General features: G+C 65.1%; 18 protein-coding genes. 11 read left to right on the plus strand and 7 right to left on the minus strand.

The genetic code is table 11. The features are described 5' to 3' along the window. Positions 1–16: 16 nt before the first annotated feature. From ACQR1H_RS25380 to ugpB, 5 genes are all read right to left on the minus strand, one after another. The gene (locus ACQR1H_RS25380; RefSeq protein ID WP_315801631.1) at positions 17–916 is read right to left on the minus strand and encodes an ABC transporter permease; all 900 of its coding nucleotides are present in this window, start codon (positions 914–916) and stop codon (positions 17–19) included. After that, positions 913–1926, minus strand: coding sequence for an ABC transporter permease (locus ACQR1H_RS25385; RefSeq protein ID WP_434838135.1), 1014 nt, complete (start codon positions 1924–1926; stop codon positions 913–915). Before ACQR1H_RS25385 ends, ACQR1H_RS25380 begins: the two co-directional genes overlap by 4 nt. Positions 1927–2122: 196 nt before the next feature. After that, a complete protein-coding gene (locus ACQR1H_RS25390) occupies positions 2123–3745 on the minus strand; it encodes an ABC transporter substrate-binding protein (RefSeq protein ID WP_434908370.1) in 1623 nt (540 codons plus the stop codon). Between the two features lie 213 nt (positions 3746–3958). Then, positions 3959–4912, minus strand: a complete 954-nt coding sequence (locus tag ACQR1H_RS25395) for a phosphotransferase (protein WP_434882511.1) — start codon at positions 4910–4912, stop codon at positions 3959–3961. Positions 4913–4939: 27 nt separating this feature from the next. Next, positions 4940–6265: a sn-glycerol-3-phosphate ABC transporter substrate-binding protein UgpB gene (gene ugpB / locus ACQR1H_RS25400; protein WP_434882512.1), complete on the minus strand. Its 1326-nt coding sequence runs from the start codon at positions 6263–6265 to the stop codon at positions 4940–4942. 518 nt (positions 6266–6783) lie between these two features. Here ugpB and ACQR1H_RS25405 point away from each other — a divergent pair. The 10 genes from ACQR1H_RS25405 (at position 6784) to ACQR1H_RS25450 (ending at position 18135) form a co-directional block, all read left to right on the plus strand. Further along, the gene (locus tag ACQR1H_RS25405; protein WP_434908439.1) at positions 6784–8769 is read left to right on the plus strand and encodes an ATP-binding protein; all 1986 of its coding nucleotides are present in this window, start codon (positions 6784–6786) and stop codon (positions 8767–8769) included. Beyond that, positions 8739–10484: an ATP-binding response regulator gene (locus tag ACQR1H_RS25410; protein WP_316182052.1), complete on the plus strand. Its 1746-nt coding sequence runs from the start codon at positions 8739–8741 to the stop codon at positions 10482–10484. The genes ACQR1H_RS25405 and ACQR1H_RS25410 overlap by 31 nt, the downstream gene beginning before the upstream one ends. Beyond that, positions 10481–11224, plus strand: coding sequence for a response regulator (locus ACQR1H_RS25415; RefSeq protein WP_315801637.1), 744 nt, complete (start codon positions 10481–10483; stop codon positions 11222–11224). Before ACQR1H_RS25410 ends, ACQR1H_RS25415 begins: the two co-directional genes overlap by 4 nt. A gap of 231 nt (positions 11225–11455) precedes the next feature. Then, positions 11456–12067 carry a sigma-70 family RNA polymerase sigma factor gene (locus ACQR1H_RS25420; protein WP_315801638.1) on the plus strand — a complete coding sequence of 204 codons (612 nt, stop codon included), beginning with the start codon at positions 11456–11458 and terminating at the stop codon, positions 12065–12067. A gap of 369 nt (positions 12068–12436) precedes the next feature. Further along, positions 12437–13843, plus strand: a complete 1407-nt coding sequence (locus tag ACQR1H_RS25425; RefSeq protein ID WP_315801639.1) for a cytochrome ubiquinol oxidase subunit I — start codon at positions 12437–12439, stop codon at positions 13841–13843. Next, positions 13840–14850: a cytochrome d ubiquinol oxidase subunit II gene (gene cydB / locus ACQR1H_RS25430; RefSeq protein ID WP_315801640.1), complete on the plus strand. Its 1011-nt coding sequence runs from the start codon at positions 13840–13842 to the stop codon at positions 14848–14850. The genes ACQR1H_RS25425 and cydB overlap by 4 nt, the downstream gene beginning before the upstream one ends. Next, a complete protein-coding gene (locus tag ACQR1H_RS25435) occupies positions 14850–14975 on the plus strand; it encodes a DUF2474 family protein (RefSeq protein ID WP_315801641.1) in 126 nt (41 codons plus the stop codon). The genes cydB and ACQR1H_RS25435 overlap by 1 nt, the downstream gene beginning before the upstream one ends. A 111-nt stretch (positions 14976–15086) precedes the next feature. After that, positions 15087–15680, plus strand: coding sequence for a L,D-transpeptidase (locus ACQR1H_RS25440; protein ID WP_315717095.1), 594 nt, complete (start codon positions 15087–15089; stop codon positions 15678–15680). A gap of 66 nt (positions 15681–15746) precedes the next feature. Beyond that, complete coding sequence (locus ACQR1H_RS25445) at positions 15747–16784, plus strand: amino acid ABC transporter substrate-binding protein (RefSeq protein WP_315801642.1); 1038 nt, start codon at positions 15747–15749, stop codon at positions 16782–16784. 895 nt (positions 16785–17679) lie between these two features. Next, positions 17680–18135, plus strand: a complete 456-nt coding sequence (locus ACQR1H_RS25450; protein WP_316218747.1) for a fasciclin domain-containing protein — start codon at positions 17680–17682, stop codon at positions 18133–18135. 312 nt (positions 18136–18447) lie between these two features. On the opposite strand, the gene ACQR1H_RS25455 is transcribed toward ACQR1H_RS25450, so the two are convergent. Continuing rightward, entirely contained in the window at positions 18448–19587 is a 1140-nt protein-coding gene (locus ACQR1H_RS25455; RefSeq protein WP_316237372.1) for an acyl-CoA dehydrogenase family protein, read from the minus strand. A 145-nt stretch (positions 19588–19732) separates the two neighbouring features. Next, positions 19733–20917 carry an acyl-CoA dehydrogenase family protein gene (locus tag ACQR1H_RS25460; RefSeq protein WP_434908371.1) on the minus strand — a complete coding sequence of 395 codons (1185 nt, stop codon included), beginning with the start codon at positions 20915–20917 and terminating at the stop codon, positions 19733–19735. 154 nt (positions 20918–21071) lie between these two features. On the opposite strand from ACQR1H_RS25460, the gene ACQR1H_RS25465 reads away from it, so the two are divergent. Further along, positions 21072–21617 carry a carboxymuconolactone decarboxylase family protein gene (locus ACQR1H_RS25465; protein ID WP_434908372.1) on the plus strand — a complete coding sequence of 182 codons (546 nt, stop codon included), beginning with the start codon at positions 21072–21074 and terminating at the stop codon, positions 21615–21617. Positions 21618–21677 lie beyond the last annotated feature (60 nt).

Here is a 21677-nt window from a genome sequence, read left to right on the forward strand (position 1 = left end):
GGACACCCTCATCCCATTACGTCCTGCGCTGCGGATCGACGATGTCGCGCAGGCCGTCGCCGAGCAGATTGAAGCAGAACACCGCGATCATCAGCGCGAGACCCGGAAACAGCGCGATCCACCATTCGCCCGACACCATGAACGAGGCGCCCTCGGCAACCATGATGCCCCATTCCGCCGTCGGCGGCCGCACACCGAGGCCGATGAAGGACAGGCCGGCGGCATTGAGGATGGCGTAGCCCATGGTCAGCGACATCTGCACGATCATGATCGGCATGATGTTCGGCAGGATGTGGCCGAGCAGGATGCGCATCTCGCTGTTGCCCGACAGCCGCGCCGCCTGCACGAAGCCGGCGTTGCGGCGGACATTGGCCTCGGCCCGAGCGACGCGCGCATAGAGCGGGAAGTTCACGATCGCGGTGGCGATGATGATGTTCTGCACGGTGTTGCCGAGCGCGGCGACGATGCCCATCGCCAGCACGAACAGCGGGAATGCCATGATGGTATCGGCGATCCGGCCGACGATGCGATCGGTCCAGCCGCCGAAGAAGCCGGCGGCGACGCCGGCAAGTCCGCCCATGAAGAACACCAGCGCCACTGATGCGACCGCGATGAAGGTGTCGAGCCGGGTCGCGACCACGACGCGGCTGAAGATGTCGCGGCCGAGCTGATCGGTGCCGAACCAATGCGCCGCCGATGGCGGCTTCAGCGCCGACGCCGTGTCGCTGGCCAACGGATCATACGGCACGATCCACGGGCCGAAGATCGCAGCAAACAGGATCACGACCAGAAGCCCGAAGGCGAAGCCCGTGACCTTGTTCTCGGCCAGGACATAGCGCGTGTGCCCGATCAGGGCCATGAGACCGGAGGTGCGGGCGGAGACAGCGGGCTCGAGGGTCGGCGCGACAGTGCTCATCCTTCCAGCCTCACACGGGGATCGATGACGCCATAGAGAATGTCGATGACGAGGTTCAGGACGACGTACATCACGGCCATCGTCAATACGAAACCCTGCACCGGCGCGAAGTCGGAGGCGATCAGCGCCTCGACCGCGTAGGAGCCGATGCCGGGCCAGGCGAACACCTTCTCCACCAGCACGTTGGCGCCGAGCAGGAAGGAGAACACCATCGACAGCGTGGTGATGACCGGAAGCATGGCGTTGCGGAACGCGTAGGTCACGGTGACGGTCGAGGGCGACAGGCCCGAGGCGCGCGCCGTGCGCACGAATTCCGACGACAGCACCGAGAGCATCGAGGCGCGCGTCATGCGCGCGATCGGCGCCAGCGAGAAGATCGCCAGCGTCGCGGCAGGCAGGATCAACTGGCTCAGCGCCGAGCGGAACGCCTCACCGTCACGCGCGATCAGCGTATCGATGAGGTAGAAGCCGGTCACGGGATCCGGCGCGCTATAAAACACGTCGAGCCGGCCGAGCGGCGCCGGCGACCAGCCGAGCCGGAAGTAGAACACATACACCAGCACCAGCCCGGTGAAGAACACCGGCAGCGAGACGCCCGCGGTCGTGACGATACGGCAGGTATGGTCGATCCACGACCCCGGCCGCGTCGCCGCGAGCACACCGAGCGGCAGCGCGATCGCGACCGAAACCAAGAGGCCGAGCAGTGTCAGCTCGGCCGAGGCCGGCAGGCGGTTGCGGATCTCGCTGGCGACCGGCTGCCCTGTCGTCAGCGAACTGCCGAGGTCGCCATGGGCGAGATCGACGGTGTAGCGGAAGAACTGCTCGATCAGCGGCTTGTCGAAGCCGAGCTTCTTGCGGATCTGCTCGACGGCCTCCTTGGTGGCGGCAGGTCCGGCAAAGTACGCGGCGGGATCGCCGGGCAAGGCGCGGGTGAGCAGGAAGGTAACGATCACGACGCCGATCAGCGAAGGGATCGCGAAAGCGAGGCGCTTGGCGATGAGCATCAGCATGGCCAAGGTCTCGCCGGATTTTCCACCGCTCCCACGGCAATACGCAGTCTGCTCCCTCCCCCCTTGTGGGGGAGGGCTGGGGTGGGGGGTGAGCCGCGGCGGCGGTGGGTGGGGCTACCCCCCTCCCCGCCCCTCCCCCACAAGGGGGGAGGGAGTGAGAGAGCTCGGCTCACATAACCAAGGCAGCTCACGCAGCTCATCCCTTCACCAGCGCGCGATAATCCAGCCGACGGTGGAACCAGTACTGATAGCCTGAGATGTTCTTCTGCATCGCGACGTTGACGAACGGCTGATACAGCGGGATGCGCGGCACCTCGGCGAAGGCGAGGTCGACGAAGCCCTTCACATCGGCATCATACGTCGCCTTGTCCCCGGCCGCGGCGGCGTCACGCGCGCCGTCGATGAACTTGTCCATCACCGGCGACTTGTAGCTCATCGTGTTGAACACGGAATTGTTGCCGTGATAGCACCAGTAGAAGAAATATTCGGGGTAATCGAGCCAGCCCGAGAAGATGTTGGTGAAGAGCGGCATCTCCTTTTTGTTCAGCTCGGTACGCCAGTTGGCGCCGGGTACCTTGTTGATCGTGGTCTTGATGCCGAGCTGGGCGAGGCTCTCCTGCACGAGCACGCACAAAGGCTCGTTGACCTGCGCAAAATTGAGGTCGAAGGAGATCGTGGTCTCGAAGCCGTTGGGGTAGCCGGCTTCCGCCAGCAGCGCCTTGGCCTTCTCCATGTCGGTGAAATACTTGGTCGGCTGTGGCCACGCCACCTCGGTCGCCTTGTCGGCTGGCGCACCGAACATCGGATTGGCCAGGCCGAACATCACGGCATCGATGATCTTCTGATAGGGCATTGCATAGGCGAGCGCCTGCCGAACCCTGGGATTATCGAACGGCGGCTTGGTCACGTTCATGCCGATATATTGGATACCGTTGGAGATCGGCAATGAGATCACGGTGTGCTTGCCGTTCGACTTCATCTCCTGGAAGTCCTTGTTCGGCAGCTCATAGGAGATGTCGGCATCCCCGCGCTCGAGCAGCGCGCGCCGGTTGCCGGCCTGCGGCACCATACGCCAGATCACGCGCTTGATCTTCGGCAGCGGACCGCACACCCAGTCGTCGTTGCGCTCCATGATCACTTCGGTACCGGCGGTCCACTTCGTCACCCTGTAGGCGCCGGAGCCCGCGGTCTGCTGCTTGGTGTATTCGAGTCCCCACGGATCCTTGTCGGTGGCGTTCTTCTTCACCAGTTCGGAGTTCACGACGCAGGGCACGATGACGGCGAGATCTGGGATCGTCAGCCGATCCTTCTTCAGGAAATCGACCCGCACCGTGTGGTCGTCGACGATGACGAACTGCTCCGGCTTGGTCAGCGAGCCCGCGCTCATCTGGAAAGTCGGAAAGCCGCCGACGCTGACGGCGCGATCGAGCGACCACTTCACGTCCTTAGCGGTGACCGGCGTGCCGTCGTGGAATTTGGCGTTCTTGCGCAGCTTGAAGGTGGCGGACATGTCGCCGATGGTCATGTCCTCGGCCAGCTCGGGCTTGAACTTGTCGCGGTCGTAATACGGCACGCCGCCCGGGCCGCTCTTCATCTCGTGGCTGATCAGGCGGTCGTAGCAATTCCACGAGACCTCATAGCCGGGCACGTTGGTGCCGACGCCGTGGATGTCGAGGTTGTTTGGACCGCCCTCGGAGACGATGAGCAGCGTCTCGGACCGCGCATCGGCCTTGGCGGACGACATGATCGCCGGCGCCATTGGCAGCGCGGCTCCCGCAGCCAGACCGGACACGGATTTCAGAAAATCGCGACGCTTCATCAAATGCTCCCACCAGAATACGACCGGCGGGAACAAGGATCGCAAGCTTCGTGCCAAGCCTCACGATCGGCTAAACCATTGAAATTGCGGGTCTCACGACCTCAAACGTCGCGTCACCTCCATGCAGAATTGCATACATAAGTGCGAATTTGCACAAATTATAGTCTCTCAATACGCCATGCGACCGATTTACGCAGGCGGGACACCGGAACATCAGTCCGGCCAGATCAGGGCCTGCAACTGATCGAAGTTGCGGACCCTGCTGGGCCAATCGGGAATGCAGATGTGCCGGACAGGATCGCTGGCCTGATGCAGCAGCATCAAGACCAGCAGCCGCCGCTTCAGCTGCCAGGTGACGTCGGCCGGCGCAAATCCGTATCCCGCGAACAGCGCGCGCACGCGGTCCGGATGGCCCGCGGCCATGAAGGCGCTCGGCCCGAGCAGGTCGTATTCACCGAAGCCGGTCATGACGTCACCGAAGTCGAACAGACCGCTGATGCGCCAGCCGTCACCATGGCGAGAGACGAGAAAGTTCTCCGGAATGTATTCGCCGGTCAGGATGACGGGCCGTGGGTCCGGAGGCAGCAGCGCGGCGGCGTCGCGCAGGAGATCATCCAGGCCGGCAAGCAGCGCCTCCGGCAGACCGAGCCGCTGATGGCGGGCGCGGCAGCCTGCGAACTGCCCTTGCAGGAAGTCGGACCAGCGCGGACCGGTCGCGTGCAGTTCGCCGGGCGGCACAAGCTGCACCTCCGCAACCAGCCGTCCGACATCCCGGAGCAGAGACTCCTTCGCACGCTCGTCGAGCCCGGGCCAGACCTCCGCCGCCGGAATGCCGTCGAGCCGCGTCATGATCAGGTAGGTCCAGTCGTCCCATTCACCTTCGTGCAGCAACTCAGGCGTGGCGACCTGCTTCAAGCGTCCGGCGAGCACGCGCAGCGTACTCCGCTCGGACAGAAACTGGCGCCGATGGAACGGAGGAAACAGTTTCAGGATCAGCTCGCCGCCGATTCCCGCGACGAGGTTGGTGCCGGCTGCAAAGGGAGCGAGGCCCGGATGCTCGCAACCGTGGTGGCGCACGATATCGCGCGCCACCGGCAGCCATGCCGCGACATCAGCGCGAAGGCCACGCAGCTCGGCGCCCGCAGTGATGTCCGGCAATCGGCCCATCAGTGGCTCACTCGTGCAACGCCGTCATCAGCGATCCGGGCTCGCGCGCTCGAACTGGCGCAGCAGACGGTTGCCGCGCTCGGCGGCGGCATCGAGCGCCGTCTGCGCCGGTTTGCGGCCGCTGAAGGCCTGCTCCATCTCGTCCTCGATGGCATCACGGATCAGCACGAATGAGCCGAGCCGCAGGCCGCGCGAATTTTCCGTGGGCGGATTGAGCGTCACCTGCTCGATCGAGATCGCCGCGCCTGGATTGCGGTCGTAGAAGCCCTGCGCGCGTGTCAGATCGAAGGCCGCCTGCGTGATCGGCAGATAGCCCGTATTCTGGTGCCAGGCGGCCTGAACATCGGGCCGCGACAGATAGGCGAAGAACTTGGCCACGCCCTTATACTCGGCCGCGGGACGGTCGCGGAGCACCCACAGCGTCGCGCCGCCGATGATCGAATTCTGCGGCGCGCCCGCAATATCGGGCCAGTACGGCATCATGCCGTAGCCGACCTCGAACTTCGAATTCGCCTTGATGTCGGCGTGCGTCGCCGAGGAGCCGATGAAGATGCCGCACTCGCCCTTCTGGAAACGCGGCTCGGCTGCCTGACCGCGGCCGCCATAGTCGAAGACCTTGCTCTTCTGCCATTCCGCGAGCTGGGCGATGTGCCGAATCACCTGTGGATTATTGAATGTCAGCACGGCGTCCAGTCCGGCAAAGCCGTTGGCCCGCGTGGCGATCGGCAGATTGTGGAAGGCGGAGAAATTCTCCACGTTGATCCAGGCCGGCCACGACGTCGTGAAGCCGCAGGCAACGCCATTGTCGCGCAGCCGCCGGGCGGCCTTGCCGAGCTCGGGCCAGGTCTTCGGCGCCGCGCCCGGATCGAGCCCGGCCGCGCGAAACTGATCCTTGTTGTAGTAGAGGATGGGCGTGGAGGCGTTGAACGGAAACGACAGCATGTTGCCGTCAGCGTCGGCATAGGTGCCGGCGATGGCGGGCAGATAGGCCGACGGCGAAAAGCTCTCCTGCTCGTCGCGCATCAGCTCGTAGACCGGGTAGATCGCGCCCTTGGCCGCCGTCATCGTCGCGGTCGCGATCTCGTTGACCTGCACGATCGCCGGCTGGCTGCGCGAGCGGAATGCGAAGATGGCCGCCGTCACGGTCTCCGTATAGCTGCCCTTGTAGCTCGGCACGATGCGATAGTCGGACTGCGAAGCATTGAAGTCGGCGGCCAGCCTGTCGACCTGCCTGCCGAGCTCGCCCGACATCGCATGCCACCACACGATCTCGGTCGCGGCCTGGGCCGTGCTTGCACAAACAACCGTCCAGAGCAGGATTGCAGACGGAACAGAACGCCAGAGGACCGTCACCGGGAGCCAACTCCAATTCCATGGATGAATCTGCCTGGGCTGAGATCGCAATCGGACCGAAAATGGGGCCCAGCAACCCAGAGCTGCAACAAACTATCAACAAACCATTGACGCGTATCGCTTTGACGTCAGAATGGACTTATAGCACCTGTTCGGGAGAGCATTGAACCTTTTCACATCCGGGCCGACCTCATCATCAAGGGGAAAGTGTTGCCTGTGTACCGCGCCCATCTTTCGTCGATCTCGAGAGTGGACGTCACGCCGGTGCTGATGCGCGCTGAGGCGGGCGCGCGGTACCGCTCGTCCCTTTTACGCCTCCCGTACTCCGCGGCGCGGTTAAATGCGCCGCAGCATACAAATCCGGGTGCCCGCGGCGGATCGCGCGCAGGCCGGTTCCGTAAGCCCGGTCCGAGGTAGCGATCGTGGCGCGATCCGAGCAGCGGAAATCCGTCGCGCGGCCGCTCAGCCTGGCGGTCCTGGGGCGGGCACGAATCGTGCGCGCGCTGCGGGCGGTTCCGATCCGCTGGCGCATCCTCTCGATCGCCGCGCTGAACTCGGCGGTCGTCATCGTTCTGGCGGCGCTGATCTGGAATGGCGCGACGGTGCTCGGCACGGCCTGGGACGACGTCCGCCAGGTCCGCGAATCCGACAAGGTCCTGGCCCTGCTCGAAAGCGAGACCAGCCGGCTGCATAACCTCATCCATCGCTACATCAATCAGCCGAGCCCGGAGCTGTTCGCCGAGATCCTGCTGCTGCGCGAGGCCGTGCTCGGGACGCTGACGACGCGCGCCTCGACCGACCCGATGCTGTCGGGGTCGGTCGAGGAGCTGGAGCGCGTCACCGTGCGCTTTCTGGACGGCTTCGGCGAGCTGCGCAGCCTGCAGGCGACGATCTCCAAGACCTACGAGGAAGAGGTTCTCGGCCCCGCGCGCGACATCGCCGGGCTGTATTCGGTGATCGAAGGCGCGACCGGCCATCGCGACGCGCAGATCTGGCCCTCGCTCGGCAAATCGCGCGAGGCGTTCACCGCCATGCTGGTCGCGGCCAATTCCTACTATCTGTCGCTCGCGCCCGCCTCCGCCGACGACGCGCGCCGCAACACGGAGACGATCGAGAAGACCATTCCGGTGATGTCGAGCCTTGCGGACAATGATCTGCAGCGCCTGGCGCTGCAGCGGCTGTCGGCCCGGACCGCGGCGCTGCGCGCGGGATTCTCCAAGCTCACCGATCAGCTCACCAACCGCACCGAGCTGCTGCGCAACACCATCGATGCGAGCCAGGCCGAGACCATCGGCGCCATCGACGGCCTGTCGGTGAAGATGCGCCAGCACGAGCAGAAGGCGCAGGCGACGTTCGATCGGACGTTGAAGGACATCTCCCGCCGCGTCCTCTCGATCGCGGTGATCTTCCTGGGAGTGATCCTCTCCGCCGGCGTGCTGATCGCCTTGTCGATCCGGCTGCCGCTGCAGCAGATCATGGCCTCGATGCGCGCGATCATGCTGGGCGACTACGACCGCGAGGTCCAAGGCACCGAGGCGCGCGACGAGGTCGGCGCGATGGCCCGCGCCGTCGAGACCTTCCGCGAGAACGCGATCGCCAAGCGCAAGACCGAGGACGAGCTCCGCGCCGCGAAGGAAGAGGCCGAGAGCGCCCTGCTCGAACTCAGCGCCGCACAGCGCAACCTGATCGATGCCGAGCGGTTGGCCGCGCTGGGCGGGCTGGTCGCCGGCGTCGCCCACGAGGTGAACAATCCGATCGGCATCAGCCTGACGGTGGCCTCCAGCTTCGCGCGCCGGGTCGAGATGTTCGAGGCGGCGCTGCGGTCGCCCGAAGGCGGCCTGCGCCGGTCGCAGCTGGAGGAGTTCGTGCGCTCCTCGCGCGATGCGTCCGAGCAGCTGGTTGCCAATCTGCAGCGCGCCGGCGAGCTGATCCAGTCGTTCAAGCAGGTCGCGGTCGACCGCTCCCATGCGGAGCGACGGACCTTCGTCCTGAGCGAGGCGACCGATCAGATCATCACCAGCCTCAAGCCGGTGCTCAAGCGCGCGCCGATCACGCTGGCGGTCGACGTCCCCGAAGGGCTCTTCATCGACGGCTATCCCGGGTTCTACGGTCAGATTCTCACCAACCTGTTCCTCAACGCCGTCAACCATGCCTTTGCCGACGGCCGCGCGGGCACCATCTCGATCACGGCGCGGCCGCGCGGCGCGGATGACATCGAGATCATTTTCGCCGATAACGGGGCCGGCATGACCCCCGACGTGCAGCGCCAGGCCTTCGATCCGTTCTTCACGACACGCCGCAACGAAGGGGGAACGGGGCTCGGGCTGCATATCGTCTACAATCTGGTGACGCAGCAGCTTGGCGGCCGCATGATGCTGGAATCCCGCGAGGGACAAGGCACCACCTTTCGGATTATCATGCCGCGGGTCGCCAAGGGCGGCGCCGAGACAGCAATGGGTGACGGAACGACGCAATGGCCGAACAGGACGATGTCCTCCAACTGATCGAGGATACCGGTTTCGACGAGGACGACCGTTCGGCCCGGAAATGGAAGATCGCCGTCATCGACGACGACCATGCCGTGCACGAAGGCACCCGCTTTGCGCTGTCGGACTACAGCCTGAACGGCCAGGGGCTGGAAATCCTCTCCGCCTATTCGGCGGCCGAGGGCCGCGCCCTGATGCGGGAGCACACCGACGTCGCAGCGGTGCTGCTCGACGTCATCATGGAGACCGACGTCGCCGGGCTCGAGCTCGTCGAATACATCCGCAACGAGATCAAGAACGAGACCGTCCGCATCATCCTGCGGACCGGACAGCCCGGCCAGGCGCCGGAGCGGCGCGTCATCGTCCAGTACGACATCAACGACTACAAGGCCAAGACCGAGCTCACCGCCGACAAGCTGTTCACCTCGCTGACGGCAGCGCTGCGCAGCTACCAGCAGCTCGAGCGCATGGTGCAGACAAGGCGCGGCCTGGAGATCATCATCGACGCCGCCTCGACGCTGTATGATTTCAAGTCGATGCAGCGGCTGGCCGAGGGCGTGCTGACCCAGATCGCGTCGCTGCTCAACGTCGATTGCGCCGGGATCCTGGTGCTGCGCGACGACGGCAGCCAGACCGAGGATTTTTCGGTGCTGGCCGGCTCCGGCTGCTACAGCCGCTTCTCCGGCGCCGTCACCTCGCGCTCGCTCGATCCCGACCTGCGCGACATGGTCGAGGCCGCCTTCAGGCAGCGCAGCAACGAATTCGCCGACCATCGCACCGTGCTCTATGTCCGCACCGGCTCGGGGCGCGAGGTCGTGGTGCTGCTGCAGGCGGAGCGGCCGCTGTCCGAGACCGACCGCTCGCTGGTCGAGATCTTCTCCAGCCGGCTGTCGATCGCCTTCGACAACGTGATCCTCTATCAGCAGCTGCATGAGGCCAACACCCAGCTCGAGGACCGCGTCGCCCAGCGCACCCGCGCGCTGATGCAGGCCAACCGGCGGCTGTCGGCGCAATGGCTGCGGCTGCAGCGCGCCAACGGCTTCAAGAACGAGATTCTCGGCACCGTCGCCCATGACCTGAAGAATCCGCTGGGCGTCATTCTCGGCCGCACGGAAATGCTGACCGAGTTGATCGCAACCGGTGCATCCGCCGAGGGCATCACCAGCCAGGTCGGACATATCCGTGATGCCGCCAAGCGGCTGACCTCGATGGTCGACCATCTGATCTCGGATGCGATGGCCGACGCCTTCGACATCACCATCCGCCGCGAGCCGGTCGACATCACAGCCCTGATCCACGAGGTGGTCGAGGCCAACCAGCCGCTCGCCCTCAACAAGCAACAGGTCATCGAGGTCTCGGCGCCGACGCTGCTGTCGACGATGTGCGACATCGACCGGATCCGCGAAGCGATCGACAATCTCTTGAGCAACGCCATCAAGTACAGCCCGATCGGCGGCAGGATCATCGTGAATGCCTCGGACGATGGCGACAACACCATCATCGGCATCACCGACCAGGGCGCTGGCCTCTCGCCGGAGGATCTCGGCCGGCTGTTCGGCCGGTTCCAGCGGCTGTCGGCCAAACCGACCGCGGGCGAGAGCTCGACCGGGCTCGGCCTGTCGATTGTCAAACGCATCGTCGACATGCATGGTGGCGAGGTGACGGCCAGGAGCGAAGGGCCGGGATCCGGATCGACCTTCACCATCACACTGCCGGCGGCCGAATTGTCATGAGTCAGAGCCAGCACATCATCATCGTCGACGACGAGGCGCCCGCCCGCGAAATGGTGGGTGATTACCTCAAGATGCACGGCTTCACCGTGACCTTGTGCGATGGCGGCAAGAGCCTGCGCAGCGCCATCGAAACCGGCCCGGCCGATCTCGTCGTGCTCGACCTCAACATGCCCGAAGAGGACGGATTGTCGATCATCCGCGATCTCAAGGGCCGCACCAACATCCCCGTGATCATGCTGACGGCCACCGCCAGCCCGATCGACCGCGTGGTCGGGCTCGAGCTCGGGGCCGACGATTACGTCGCCAAGCCGTGCGAATTGCGTGAATTGATGGCCCGGATCCGCTCCGTGCTGCGCCGCAGCGGTCCAGCCAAGGCTGCGGCGGCCGTCACGGAGACCGCTCCGGCCCAGGCCAAAAACCCGCAATTGGTGCGGTTCGGCACCAAATGGCTGGATCTCGATGCCCAGGCGCTGCGCGACGACGAAGGCAACGAGCATCCGCTGACGGCTTCCGAGTACGGCCTGCTCAAAGTGTTCGCCGCCAACCCGAAGCGGGTGCTGTCGCGCGAGCGGCTGCTGGAGCTCGCCAATGCCCGCGATGCCGAGGCCTTCGACCGCGCCGTGGACCTGCGAATCATGCGGATCCGCCGCAAGATCGAGCCCGATCCGACCAAACCGGCCGTGATCCGGACCATTCGCGGCGGCGGCTACCTGTTCTCCCCGGCCGGCGACAAGGCCTGAAGCGGGCCAGCCGGCGGCAGCCGGAGCGACCTGTTCGCCCGCATTTCGTTCCGCAAATTGGAATAAGGCACAATTCCGCCACGACTGTTTCGCGATGTGCGGCGCGACGAAACATTTCCGCAGGCGCACGAAACCATTTTCCTGTTTTCGTGCAGACGTCCCGAAACGGGCGCTCCTTAACAATCCATCCCGTCGAAACGCCGCAAGGGGGCGGCGGAACGGGAGAGTGCCATGCAGAACGTCGTTGCCATCAATTCCGCAGCCAGCCAGGGCATCATCGCAGCCCAGGCGACCACGGACGACATGCTCCTGGAGAGCATTGCCGATGGCGATCGCACCGCGATGCACACGCTTTATGCGCGCCACAATGTGCGGGTCTATCGCTTCATCCTGCGCATCGTGCGCGACACCACGATCGCCGAGGACCTCGTCAGCCAGGTGTTCCTGGACGTCTGGCGCACCGCCAAGCAGTTCGAGGGCCGCTCGCAGGTCTCGACCTGGCTGCTCTCGATCGCCCGCTTCAAGGCGCTGACCGCACTGCGCCAGCGCCGCTTCGAGGACATCGACCAGGACGAGGTGCGAGAGATCGCCGACGACTCCGACACGCCGGAAACGTCGCTCGAGCGTTCGACGACCAGCGCCATCCTGCGCGCCTGCGTCGCCAAGCTGTCGCCGGCGCATCGCGAGATCATCACCCTGATCTACTACCACGAGAAGTCCGTGGAGGAGGTCGGCCAGATCATCGGCATCCCCCAGAGCACGGTGAAGACCCGCATGTTCTACGCCCGCAAGCACCTCGCCGAACTGCTGCGCGGCGCCGGCGTGCACAGCCTCGCCGCCTGATTCACCTTCATTCTCGTCGGGACCAAGGTCCCGGCGGGTTCCCGTGACGACGACATCGAGAAAATCGCCGAACGAAACAATTGAAACAATCGGCGAAATCACCTGGAAAATTTCGGCCGCTAGAACGTTTTCCATCAGCCGAGCCTCAGTCCCCCAGCTGATCTCGGTTTGGAGCGAGCAAATTCAAGGTTACCTCCACCTTCCAAGGTTGCTCCGAAGACCCGGCGGATGCCCCTGCCGGGTCTTCGTCGTTTGGGATCGCTCACGCCGCCAATAGGGCGATTTGACCATTTGATATCGTGCGTTGCCGGTGCAATCTTCCGTCATGGGGCGATGCTACAAGCCCCGTGGCAATGACGGACGGTGCTGATGTTCGGTTTGGATGCGGTTGAGCTGGCGCGCGCGCAGTTCGCCTTCACGGTCACCTTCCACATCATCTTCCCCGCCTTCTCGATCGGGCTCGCGTCCTACCTCGCCGTGCTCGAGGCGCTGTGGCTGTGGACCGGACGCGACGTCTATCTCAACGTCTTCAATTACTGGCTCAAGATCTTCGCCATCGCGTTTGCCATGGGTGTCGTCTCCGGCATCGTGATGTCCTACCAGTTCGGCACCAACTGGTCGGTGTATTCCGACAAGGTCGGCCCGGTGATCGGCCCGCTGATGGCCTATGAGGTGCTGACCGCCTTCTTCCTCGAGGCCGGCTTCCTCGGCGTCATGCTGTTCGGCCTGAAGCGCGTCGGCCCGAAGCTGCATTTCCTCGCCACCCTGATGGTCGCAGTGGGCACGCTGATCTCGGCATTCTGGATCCTCTCGGCCAACTCCTGGATGCAGACGCCGGCCGGCTATGCCGTCAACGCCGACGGCCAGTTCGTCTCGGTCGACTGGCTCGCAGTCATCTTCAACCCGTCCTTCCCCTATCGCCTCGTGCACATGGTGCTCGCGGCCTATCTGACCACCTCGCTCGTGGTCGGCGCCGTCGGCGCCTGGCATCTGCTGCGCAATCCGCACCTGCCGGGCCCGCGCGTGATGTTCTCGATGGCGATGTGGATGGCCGCCCTGGTGGCGCCGCTGCAGATCCTGGTCGGCGATCAGCATGGGCTCAACACGCTCGAGCACCAGCCGGTGAAGATCATGGCCATGGAAGGCCATTTCGAGAGCCACAAGGACGGCGCGCCGCTGTACCTGTTCGGCTGGCCCGACCAGGCCAAGGGCGAGCTGAAATGGGCGCTCGGCATCCCCAAGTTCGGCTCGCTGATCCTCAAGCACCAGATCGACGCTCCGATGGCCGGGCTCGACACCGTGCCGCGGCAGGACTGGCCGCCGGTGCCGATCACGTTCTGGTCGTTCCGCATCATGGTCGGCCTGGGCCTGCTGATGTTGGCGCTCGGCGGGTTCAGCCTGTGGGAGCGCTGGCGCGGCCGGCTGTACATCAACCGCGGCCTGCACCGCTTCGCGATTGCGATGGGACCGGCGGGGTTCATCGCCGTCATGGCCGGCTGGATCACCACCGAGACCGGCCGCCAGCCGTTCACGGTGTACGGGCTGCTGCGCACCGCGGATTCCGTGTCGCCGCTCGCCGCCCCGGCCGTCGGCACGTCGCTGCTCGCCTTCATCGTCGTGTATTTCATCATCTTTGCCGCCGGCGTGATGTACATCCTGCGCCTGATGGCTGAGCCGCCGCATCCCGGCGAGCCGGGCCCGAGCAGCGAGCAGCCGGTCCGCACCGCCGGCATCACGCCGGCCGCCGGTGTCGTGCAGGGAGCCGTCGGATCATGAGCGTCACCGTCGATCTCGCCACCCTCTGGGCGTTCATCATCGCGCTCGCCGTGTTCATCTACGTCGTGATGGACGGCTTCGATCTCGGCTTGGGCATCCTGTTCCCGCTGTTTCCCGGCAGGCAGGACCGCGACGTCATCACCAACACCGTGGCGCCGGTGTGGGACGGCAACGAGACCTGGCTGGTGCTCGGCGGCGGTGGCCTGATGGCCGCGTTCCCGCTCGCTTATGCGATCCTGATGCCCGCGCTGTATGCGCCGCTGATCGCGATGCTGGTCGGCCTGATCTTCCGCGGCGTCGCCTTCGAATTCCGCTGGCGCACCCGCGCCCAGCGCAATCTGTGGGACATCGCCTTTGCCGGCGGCTCCTGGGTCGCGACGCTGGCGCAGGGCATCGCGCTCGGCGCCATCCTGCAGGGCGTGCATGTCGAGGGGCGTAACTATGCCGGCGGCTGGTGGGACTGGCTGACGCCGTTCAGCCTGCTCACCGGCGTCTCGCTCGTGATCGGCTATGCGCTGCTCGGCGCCACCTGGCTGATCCTCAAGACCGAGGGCGACCTGCGCGACAAGGCCTACCGCATCAGCTGGGTCCTGCTGTTCGCGATGCTGCTCGCCATTGCCGCCGTCAGCCTGTGGACGCCGCTGCTCACCATTCAATATTCGGACCGCTGGTTCAGGTGGCCGGCGATCATTCTCACCGCGCCGGTGCCGCTCGCCGTCATTGGCGTCACCGTGCTGATGATGAAGAACCTCGCCCAGAAGCGCGATGGCTGGCCGTTCTTTCTCGCGCTCGCGCTGTTCTTGCTGTCCTACGCCGGCCTCGGCATCAGCATGTATCCCTACGTCGTGCCGCAGAGCATCACGATCTGGCAGGCGGCAGCACCCGAACGCAGCCAATTGATCATGCTGCCGGGCGTGCTGGTGCTGGTGCCGCTGATCCTCGCCTACACCGGCTGGGCCTATTGGGTGTTTCGCGGCAAGGTCGGGCACGACAGCGGCTATCATTGATGCCCTCCGAGCAGCCTGCCCCACTCGCGAAGCGCCTCGCCTGGTTCGTTGCGCTGTGGCTCGCCGGCGTGGCGACCGTCGGCGCGGTGGCCTTCCTGCTGCGGCTCTGGATGAAGCTCGGATGACAGCGGGTGCGCCCTGCGCTCACCTTGACTTTGCTGCGAATATGCTCCTGAAATTTGGCGGGTGGATTTGATCGGGCAAGCTTCGCAGGGGTCCGTCGAGGAGAGCTTTGAATGCCGAGTTTCCGTCGCCTGCTGTGTGCGGCCAGCGCCATCATTGCGCTGGCACTGTCCACATCGCATAGTTTTGCCCAGTCCGAGGACCCCGGCGATCAGCCCGGCCTCGTCGCCGATGACGGCTACGAGCTCGATCCCGAATGGCGCAAGCAGGTGGTCTATTTCCGCACCACCGAGCCGCCGGGCACCATCATCGTGTCCACCGCCGAACGCCACCTCTATCTCGTGCAGCCGGGCGGACGTGCCATCCGCTACGGCATCGGCGTCGGCCGTGACGGCTTCCAGTGGCAGGGGCTGCTGTCGATCACCAAGAAGGCCGAGTGGCCGGATTGGACGCCGCCGCCGGAGATGATCCAGCGCCAGCCCTATCTGCCGCGCTTCATGGCCGGCGGCCCCGGCAACCCCTTGGGCGCGCGCGCGATGTATCTGGGCACCACCGTATACCGCATCCACGGCACCAACCAGCCCTGGACGATCGGCAGCAAGATTTCCTCGGGCTGCTTCCGCCTGGTGAATGCCGATGTCGCCGACCTGTTCGACCGCGTGCCGGTCGGCACCAAGGTCGTGGTGCGGCAGAAGCCGGAACTGTGACGGCGGCGCCCGCCGCCCGACATTCAGCCATCGCTTCGTCCTGACATTTTTTGAAAGAGATTGACCATGCGCACTTTCCGAGGCGGCCTGCTGATCGGGCTCGCCGTCGCCGTCCTCGTCGCGGCGCTCGCCGTCACCTATGAGATGTACGACACCCGCACGCTGAAGCGGACCATCCGCCGCGGCGAGGTGCTGTGCGGCGTCAATGCCGGCCTGCCCGGCTTCTCGATTCCCGATGACAAGGGCAATTGGAGCGGCTTCGACGTCGACTTCTGCCGCGCCGTGGCCGCCGCGATCTTCGACGATCCGAAGAAGGCGAAGTTCGTGCCGCTCGACGCCAGTGAGCGCTTCAAGGAGCTGCAGAGCCGCAAGGTCGACATCCTCTCGCGCAACACCACCTGGTCGATGGCGCGCGAGCAGAACTACGACCTGTATTTCCCCGCGGTCGCCTATTACGACGGCCAGGGCTTCATGGTGCCGCGGTCGCGCAAGCTGGAGACGGCGCTCGACCTCAACGGCAGCAAGGTCTGCGTGCAGGATTCCACCACCAACGCGCTCAACCTCGGCGACTATTTCCGCACCAACAACATGAAGTATGAGGAGGTGAAGTTTTCGAAGCTCGACGACGTCATCAAGGCGTATGACAGCGGCAAGTGCGACACCTTCACCGCCGACGTCTCGCAGCTCTACGCGCTGCGACTGACGCTGTCGAAGCCCGCCGATCACGACATCCTGCCCGACCTGATCTCCAAGGAGCCGCTCGCGCCCGTGGTGCGCCAGCGCGACGACGACTGGATGATGATCGTCAAGTGGACGCTGTACGCGATGATCAATGCCGAGGAGCTCGGCGTCACCTCCAAGAACATCGACGAGGCGCTGAAGTCGAAGAAGCCGGACGTGATGCGGCTGGTCGGCAACGAGGGCAGCTACGGCGAGGACCTCGGGCTGACGAAGGATTGGGCGGCGCGCGTGATCCGTCACGTCGGCAATTACGGCGAGGTCTATGAGCGCAATGTCGGCAGCGAGTCCAAGCTGAAGATCCCGCGCGGCATGAACCAGCTCTGGAACGCCGGCGGCGTCCAGTACGCACCGCCGATCAGGTAGGGGTTTCCGCCCCCCTCGCCGTCATCGCGAGGAGCAACGCGACGAAGCGATCCAGGATTGTCAGAGAGACTCCGGATTGCTTCGCTTCGCTCGCAATGACGGAGCATGACGTAACCTTCTCGCGACGCCTCTCGCGCCCGAGCTTTGCCAAATCTCCACCCTCCGTAAATCGAGGGCGCAGGGAAGGCCAGGTGCCGACTGGCACCTGCGGTCCGCCTGCGAAAAAAATGCAGGCGGCAGAACCACAGGTTCAGCCGGGACAACCCGGCCTTCCCTGCGCGATGGTGTTAACGCTTATGGCGCGCTCTCCCCGGTGTCCGGCCTGTTAGCCACCGTCGTCGTTCGGGATCACTCCCATCGACTTGACGCCAGCATCGGGGCGCCAGGACCACGCGCTTTTACGTCCGCATCGTCATCGTTCGTCGGCGCGATCTCGCGCGCTGCGATCCGATGCGTCCATCGCGTCGCCGGCCCACGTTTCGTAACGATCGCGAAGCGTCCCTCTTGCGGGCCGTGACGGCGGTAAATGTGCGGCTGATTTGCCCGACGACACAACGCCCGTCGGGCTGCGACAAAATGGCACGACGGGCAATGCGGATGCTCCTACAAAGCAATTAGTCCCGCGGATTCATGGCTCTCGGACGCACTGCCCTGCAGGCCTCAGAGGCGGCTCACGAGTTCGTGAACTCATCCTCAAATCCATCCGAACGCAGCGATCGTAACGAGCCTGACCAATCCGGTCGGGGTGATGCGACCTGGAGGACAGGGCGAACAGGGGCCGCAAATCCCTTTTGCGCATCAACCAACTCATTAGTTCAGTTCACAGGGAAAAATTCGAATGACGCTGGGAATCCGTTCGTTCGTGGCCGGCGCGTTGATGCTGGGCGCGCTCTCCATGTCCGCCACCGCCGCTCGTGCGGCCGATATCGTCGACACTGCCGTCGGTGCAGGCCAGTTCAAGACGCTGGTGGCGGCCGCCAAGGCCGCAGGCGTCGTGCCGGTGCTGAAGAGCAAGGGCCCGTTCACCGTGTTCGCCCCGACTGACGCGGCGTTCGCCGCGCTGCCGCCGGGCACCGTCGAGGATCTGCTCAAGCCGAAGAACAAGGCCAAGCTCGCCGCGATCCTCAAGTACCACGTGATTCCCGGCGCGGTGAAGGCCGGCGACGTCGCCGGCAAGAAGCTCAGCGTGAAGACCGCGCAGGGCCAGAAGGTCGATGTCGACGGCACCTTCTTCGGCGTGCAGGTCAACGACGCGCATGTGGTGCAGGCCGACGTCATGGCCTCGAACGGCGTCATCCACGTCATCGACAAGGTGCTGCTGCCACCGGCGAAGTCGGCGATGCATCATTGATGCGACGAGGGCGCGCCATCGGTGATGGCGCGCTCTTTGTCAGTGATCTCTGAGATTGCGACGTTGAAGATCGCGGGGACGCAAATGGCCGATGAGGGCCGATATCGTCCCAACAACATCGGTGTCGTCCCGGCCTTGAGCCGGGACCCATAGCCACCGTCCGGGATTTGGCGAAGGCTGAAGCTGCCAGCGCGGGTCACCACGTCATCCTGTGGTTATGAGTCCCGGCGTTCGCCGGGGCGACGGCGCTGGGTGTGGCACGAGTTGGGCCGTACCTGTGGAGAGAGTGATGTCTCGCGAGCGCAGCCTTATTCAATACCCCCTCAGCTGCGCCAATTGCGCCGCGTGGTAGTTGGCGTCGCCTAACATCTCCTCGCAGACGCGGGCGCGCTTCATGAAGAAGCCGATGTCGAACTGGTCGGTCATGCCCATGCCGCCATGCATCTGCACGCCCTCCTGGACGGCGCGGGTCGCGGTCGTGCCGGCGCGCGCCTTGGCGACCGCCACGGCCGCCGGCGCGCCGGCAGGATCGGCATCGAGCGCCTGCAGCGCCTTCAGCACGGCGGCGCGCGTGATCTCGATCTCAATGTAGAGCTGCGCGGCACGATGCTGCAGCGCCTGAAATTCGCCGATCGCCTTGCCGAACTGCTTGCGCTCCTTGAGATAGGCAACGGTGCGGCCGAACACTTCCTCGCTCAGTCCCACCATCTCGGAGGCAACCGCGCCGCGGCCGAGATCGAGCACGGCGCTGAGCGTGGCAGCGCCCCCATCGACCTCGCCGAGCACGTGATCGGCGGTCACCTCGACGTTGTCGAGCGTGACCCGCGCGGCGTTGTGCGCGTCGACCATGATGGTGCGTTCGATCACCACGCCCTTGGCCTTGGGATCGACCAGGAACAGCGTGAGGCCATCGCGCTCGCCGGGCGCGCCGGCGCTGCGGCCGACGACCAACAGGAGATCGGCGACGTGGCCGTCGACCACCATCGCCTTGGCACCGCTGAGCTTGAAGCCGTTGCCGGAGCGCGCGGCCTGCAGCGTTGTGTGCAGCGGACGATGTTTCGCACCCTCGTCCAACGCCAGCGCGGCGAGCAGCGCGCCGTTGGCGATCTTCGGCAGATACTCCGACTTCTGGGCGGCCGAGCCGGCGCGGGTGAGCGCCGAGGCTGACAGCACGGCAGTGGCGAAAAACGGCGACGGCATCAAGGTGCGGCCGATCTCCTCCATCACGACGCCGGCTTCGACCGCGCCGAGGCCGGAGCCGCCGTGCTCTTCCGGCACGAGCAGGCCGGCAAAGCCCATCTCGGCGAAGGTGGCCCAGAGCTCCCTGGAGAAGCCGGTCTCGTCTCTGACGTCGCGCAGCTTGCGCAGGTGCGACACCGGCGCCTTGTCGTTGATCAGCCCGCGCGCGCTGTCGCGCAGCATGGATTGTTCTTCGGTGAGGAGGAGAGGCATGGGGTGTTTCCAAGAATTTTGTTTGTTGGATGCGGGCTCTCTCCACTCGTCATGCCCGGGCTTGACCCGGGCATCCATGTCTCACGTCACGAGGAAAGACGTGGATGGCCGGGTCAAGCCCGGCCATGACGGAGAGAGTGATGAACTACGCCCCCGGCAGATCGAGGATACGCTTGGCGACGATGCCGAGCATGACCTCGGAGGTGCCGCCTTCGATCGAGTTGGCCTTGGTGCGGAGCCAGGCACGGGGACGCGCGCCTTCATGGGAACGCTCGCTCTCCCATTCCAGCGCGTCGATGCCGCCGGCCGACATCAACAGCTCATACCGGCGCTTGTTGAGCTCCGTACCGTAATACTTCATCGCCGAGGAGAACGCCGGATGGCCCTGCCCCGCCTTGGCGAGATCGACCATGCGCTCGGCGGCCGCCGCGAGCGCCGCCTCGTCGACATCGAAGGTGGCTATGTCGGCCCGCAGCAGCGCGTCGTCGAGACGGCCCTGCCCGTCGCTGCCGACGGAGTCGGCCGCGACCTGGCCGAGCGGCCGGCTGCCGCCGCGCTCGCCCATGCCCGAGATCATCGCGCGCTCGTGTTGCAGCAGGTACTTCGCAACGTCCCAACCACGGTTGACGGTGCCGAGCACGTTGGCCTTGGGCACGCGGACATTGTCGAAGAAGGTCTCGCAGAACGGCGAGCGGCCGGAGATCAGGAGAATCGGCTTGGTCGACACGCCCTTCGACGTCATGTCGAACAGGATGAAGCTGATGCCGTCATGCTTCTTCGCTGCGGGGTCGGTGCGCACCAGGCAGAAGATCCAGTCGGCGTAGTTGGCGTAGGAGGTCCAGATCTTCTGGCCGTTGATGATGTAGTCATCACCATCGCTCTCGGCGCGGGTCTGCAACGAGGCGAGATCGGAGCCGGCGTTCGGCTCGGAATAGCCCTGGCACCAGCGGATCAGGCCGGCGGTGATCTTGGGCAGGTGCTCGCGCTTCTGGTCGTCGGTGCCGTATTTCAGCAGCGCCGGCCCGAGCATCGAGATGCCGAACGAGGTGATCGGCGCGCGCGCCCCGATCGCCGCCATCTCCTGGCGCACGATCTTGGCCTCCTCGCCGTCGAGGCCGCCGCCGCCATATTCTTTCGGCCAATGCGGCACGGTCCAGCCCTTGTCGCGCATGCGCTCGAACCAGATGCGCTGCGGCTCGGAGGAGAATTTCGCGTTGCGGCCGCCCCAGAACGTATCCTCCTCGGAGGTCATTGGCCAGCGCATCTCCGGCGGGCAATTGGCCTCCAGCCAGGCTCTGGTTTCGCGGCGGAATGTGTCGAGATCGGCCATGCCAGGTCCTCACGCGTTTCCATGATTGCTGTCGTTGGCAACGACCTAACCTCAGCGCTTGGCGGAATTCAACATCGATGTCGCCGCGGGCGCCCTCGCCTTGCCGGACGTTCTATGGTCATGATGCCGCCGCGTGAAATACGAGGAAACGAACATGCGCCTGAAACTTCTTTCGCCTGGCGAAATGAGCGCCGACCAGCGCCAGACCTACGACGAGTCGATCGCCAGCAAGCGCGGCTCGCCGCCGCCGCCGATGATGGCCTGGCTCAACAGTCCCGAGATGGCGCGGCATGCAACACGGCTCGGCGCCTTCCTGCGCTACGACACGGTATTTCCCGCAGCATTGTCGGAGATCGCGATCCTGGTGACGGCCCGGCACTGGACCGCGCACTACGAATGGTACGCGCACAAGCGCCTCGCGCTTCAGGGCGGATTGGACATCAGGATCATCGACGCCATCCGCGACCGCCGCACGCCGGAGTTCTCCGATCCCAAGGCGAAAGTGATCTACGACGTCGCCAAGTCGCTGCATGAGGGCCATGGGCTGACGGATGCGCTCTACAAGGATGCGATCGCAACGCTCGGCGAGCGCGGCGTCGTCGAGATCATCGGCCTCTGCGGCTACTACACAATGGTCTCGATGACGCTGAACGCGTTCGAGTTCGATTTGCCGGAGGGCGAGGTTTCGGAGTTGAAGTGAGGCCGGCTGACTAAAGCGAGCCCGTCGTCACGAAACCGGTACGCTCCCCTCCCCCTTGCG

This window comes from Bradyrhizobium sp. HKCCYLRH2015 (assembly GCF_051168215.1).
Taxonomy (GTDB): Bacteria; Pseudomonadota; Alphaproteobacteria; order Rhizobiales; family Xanthobacteraceae; genus Bradyrhizobium.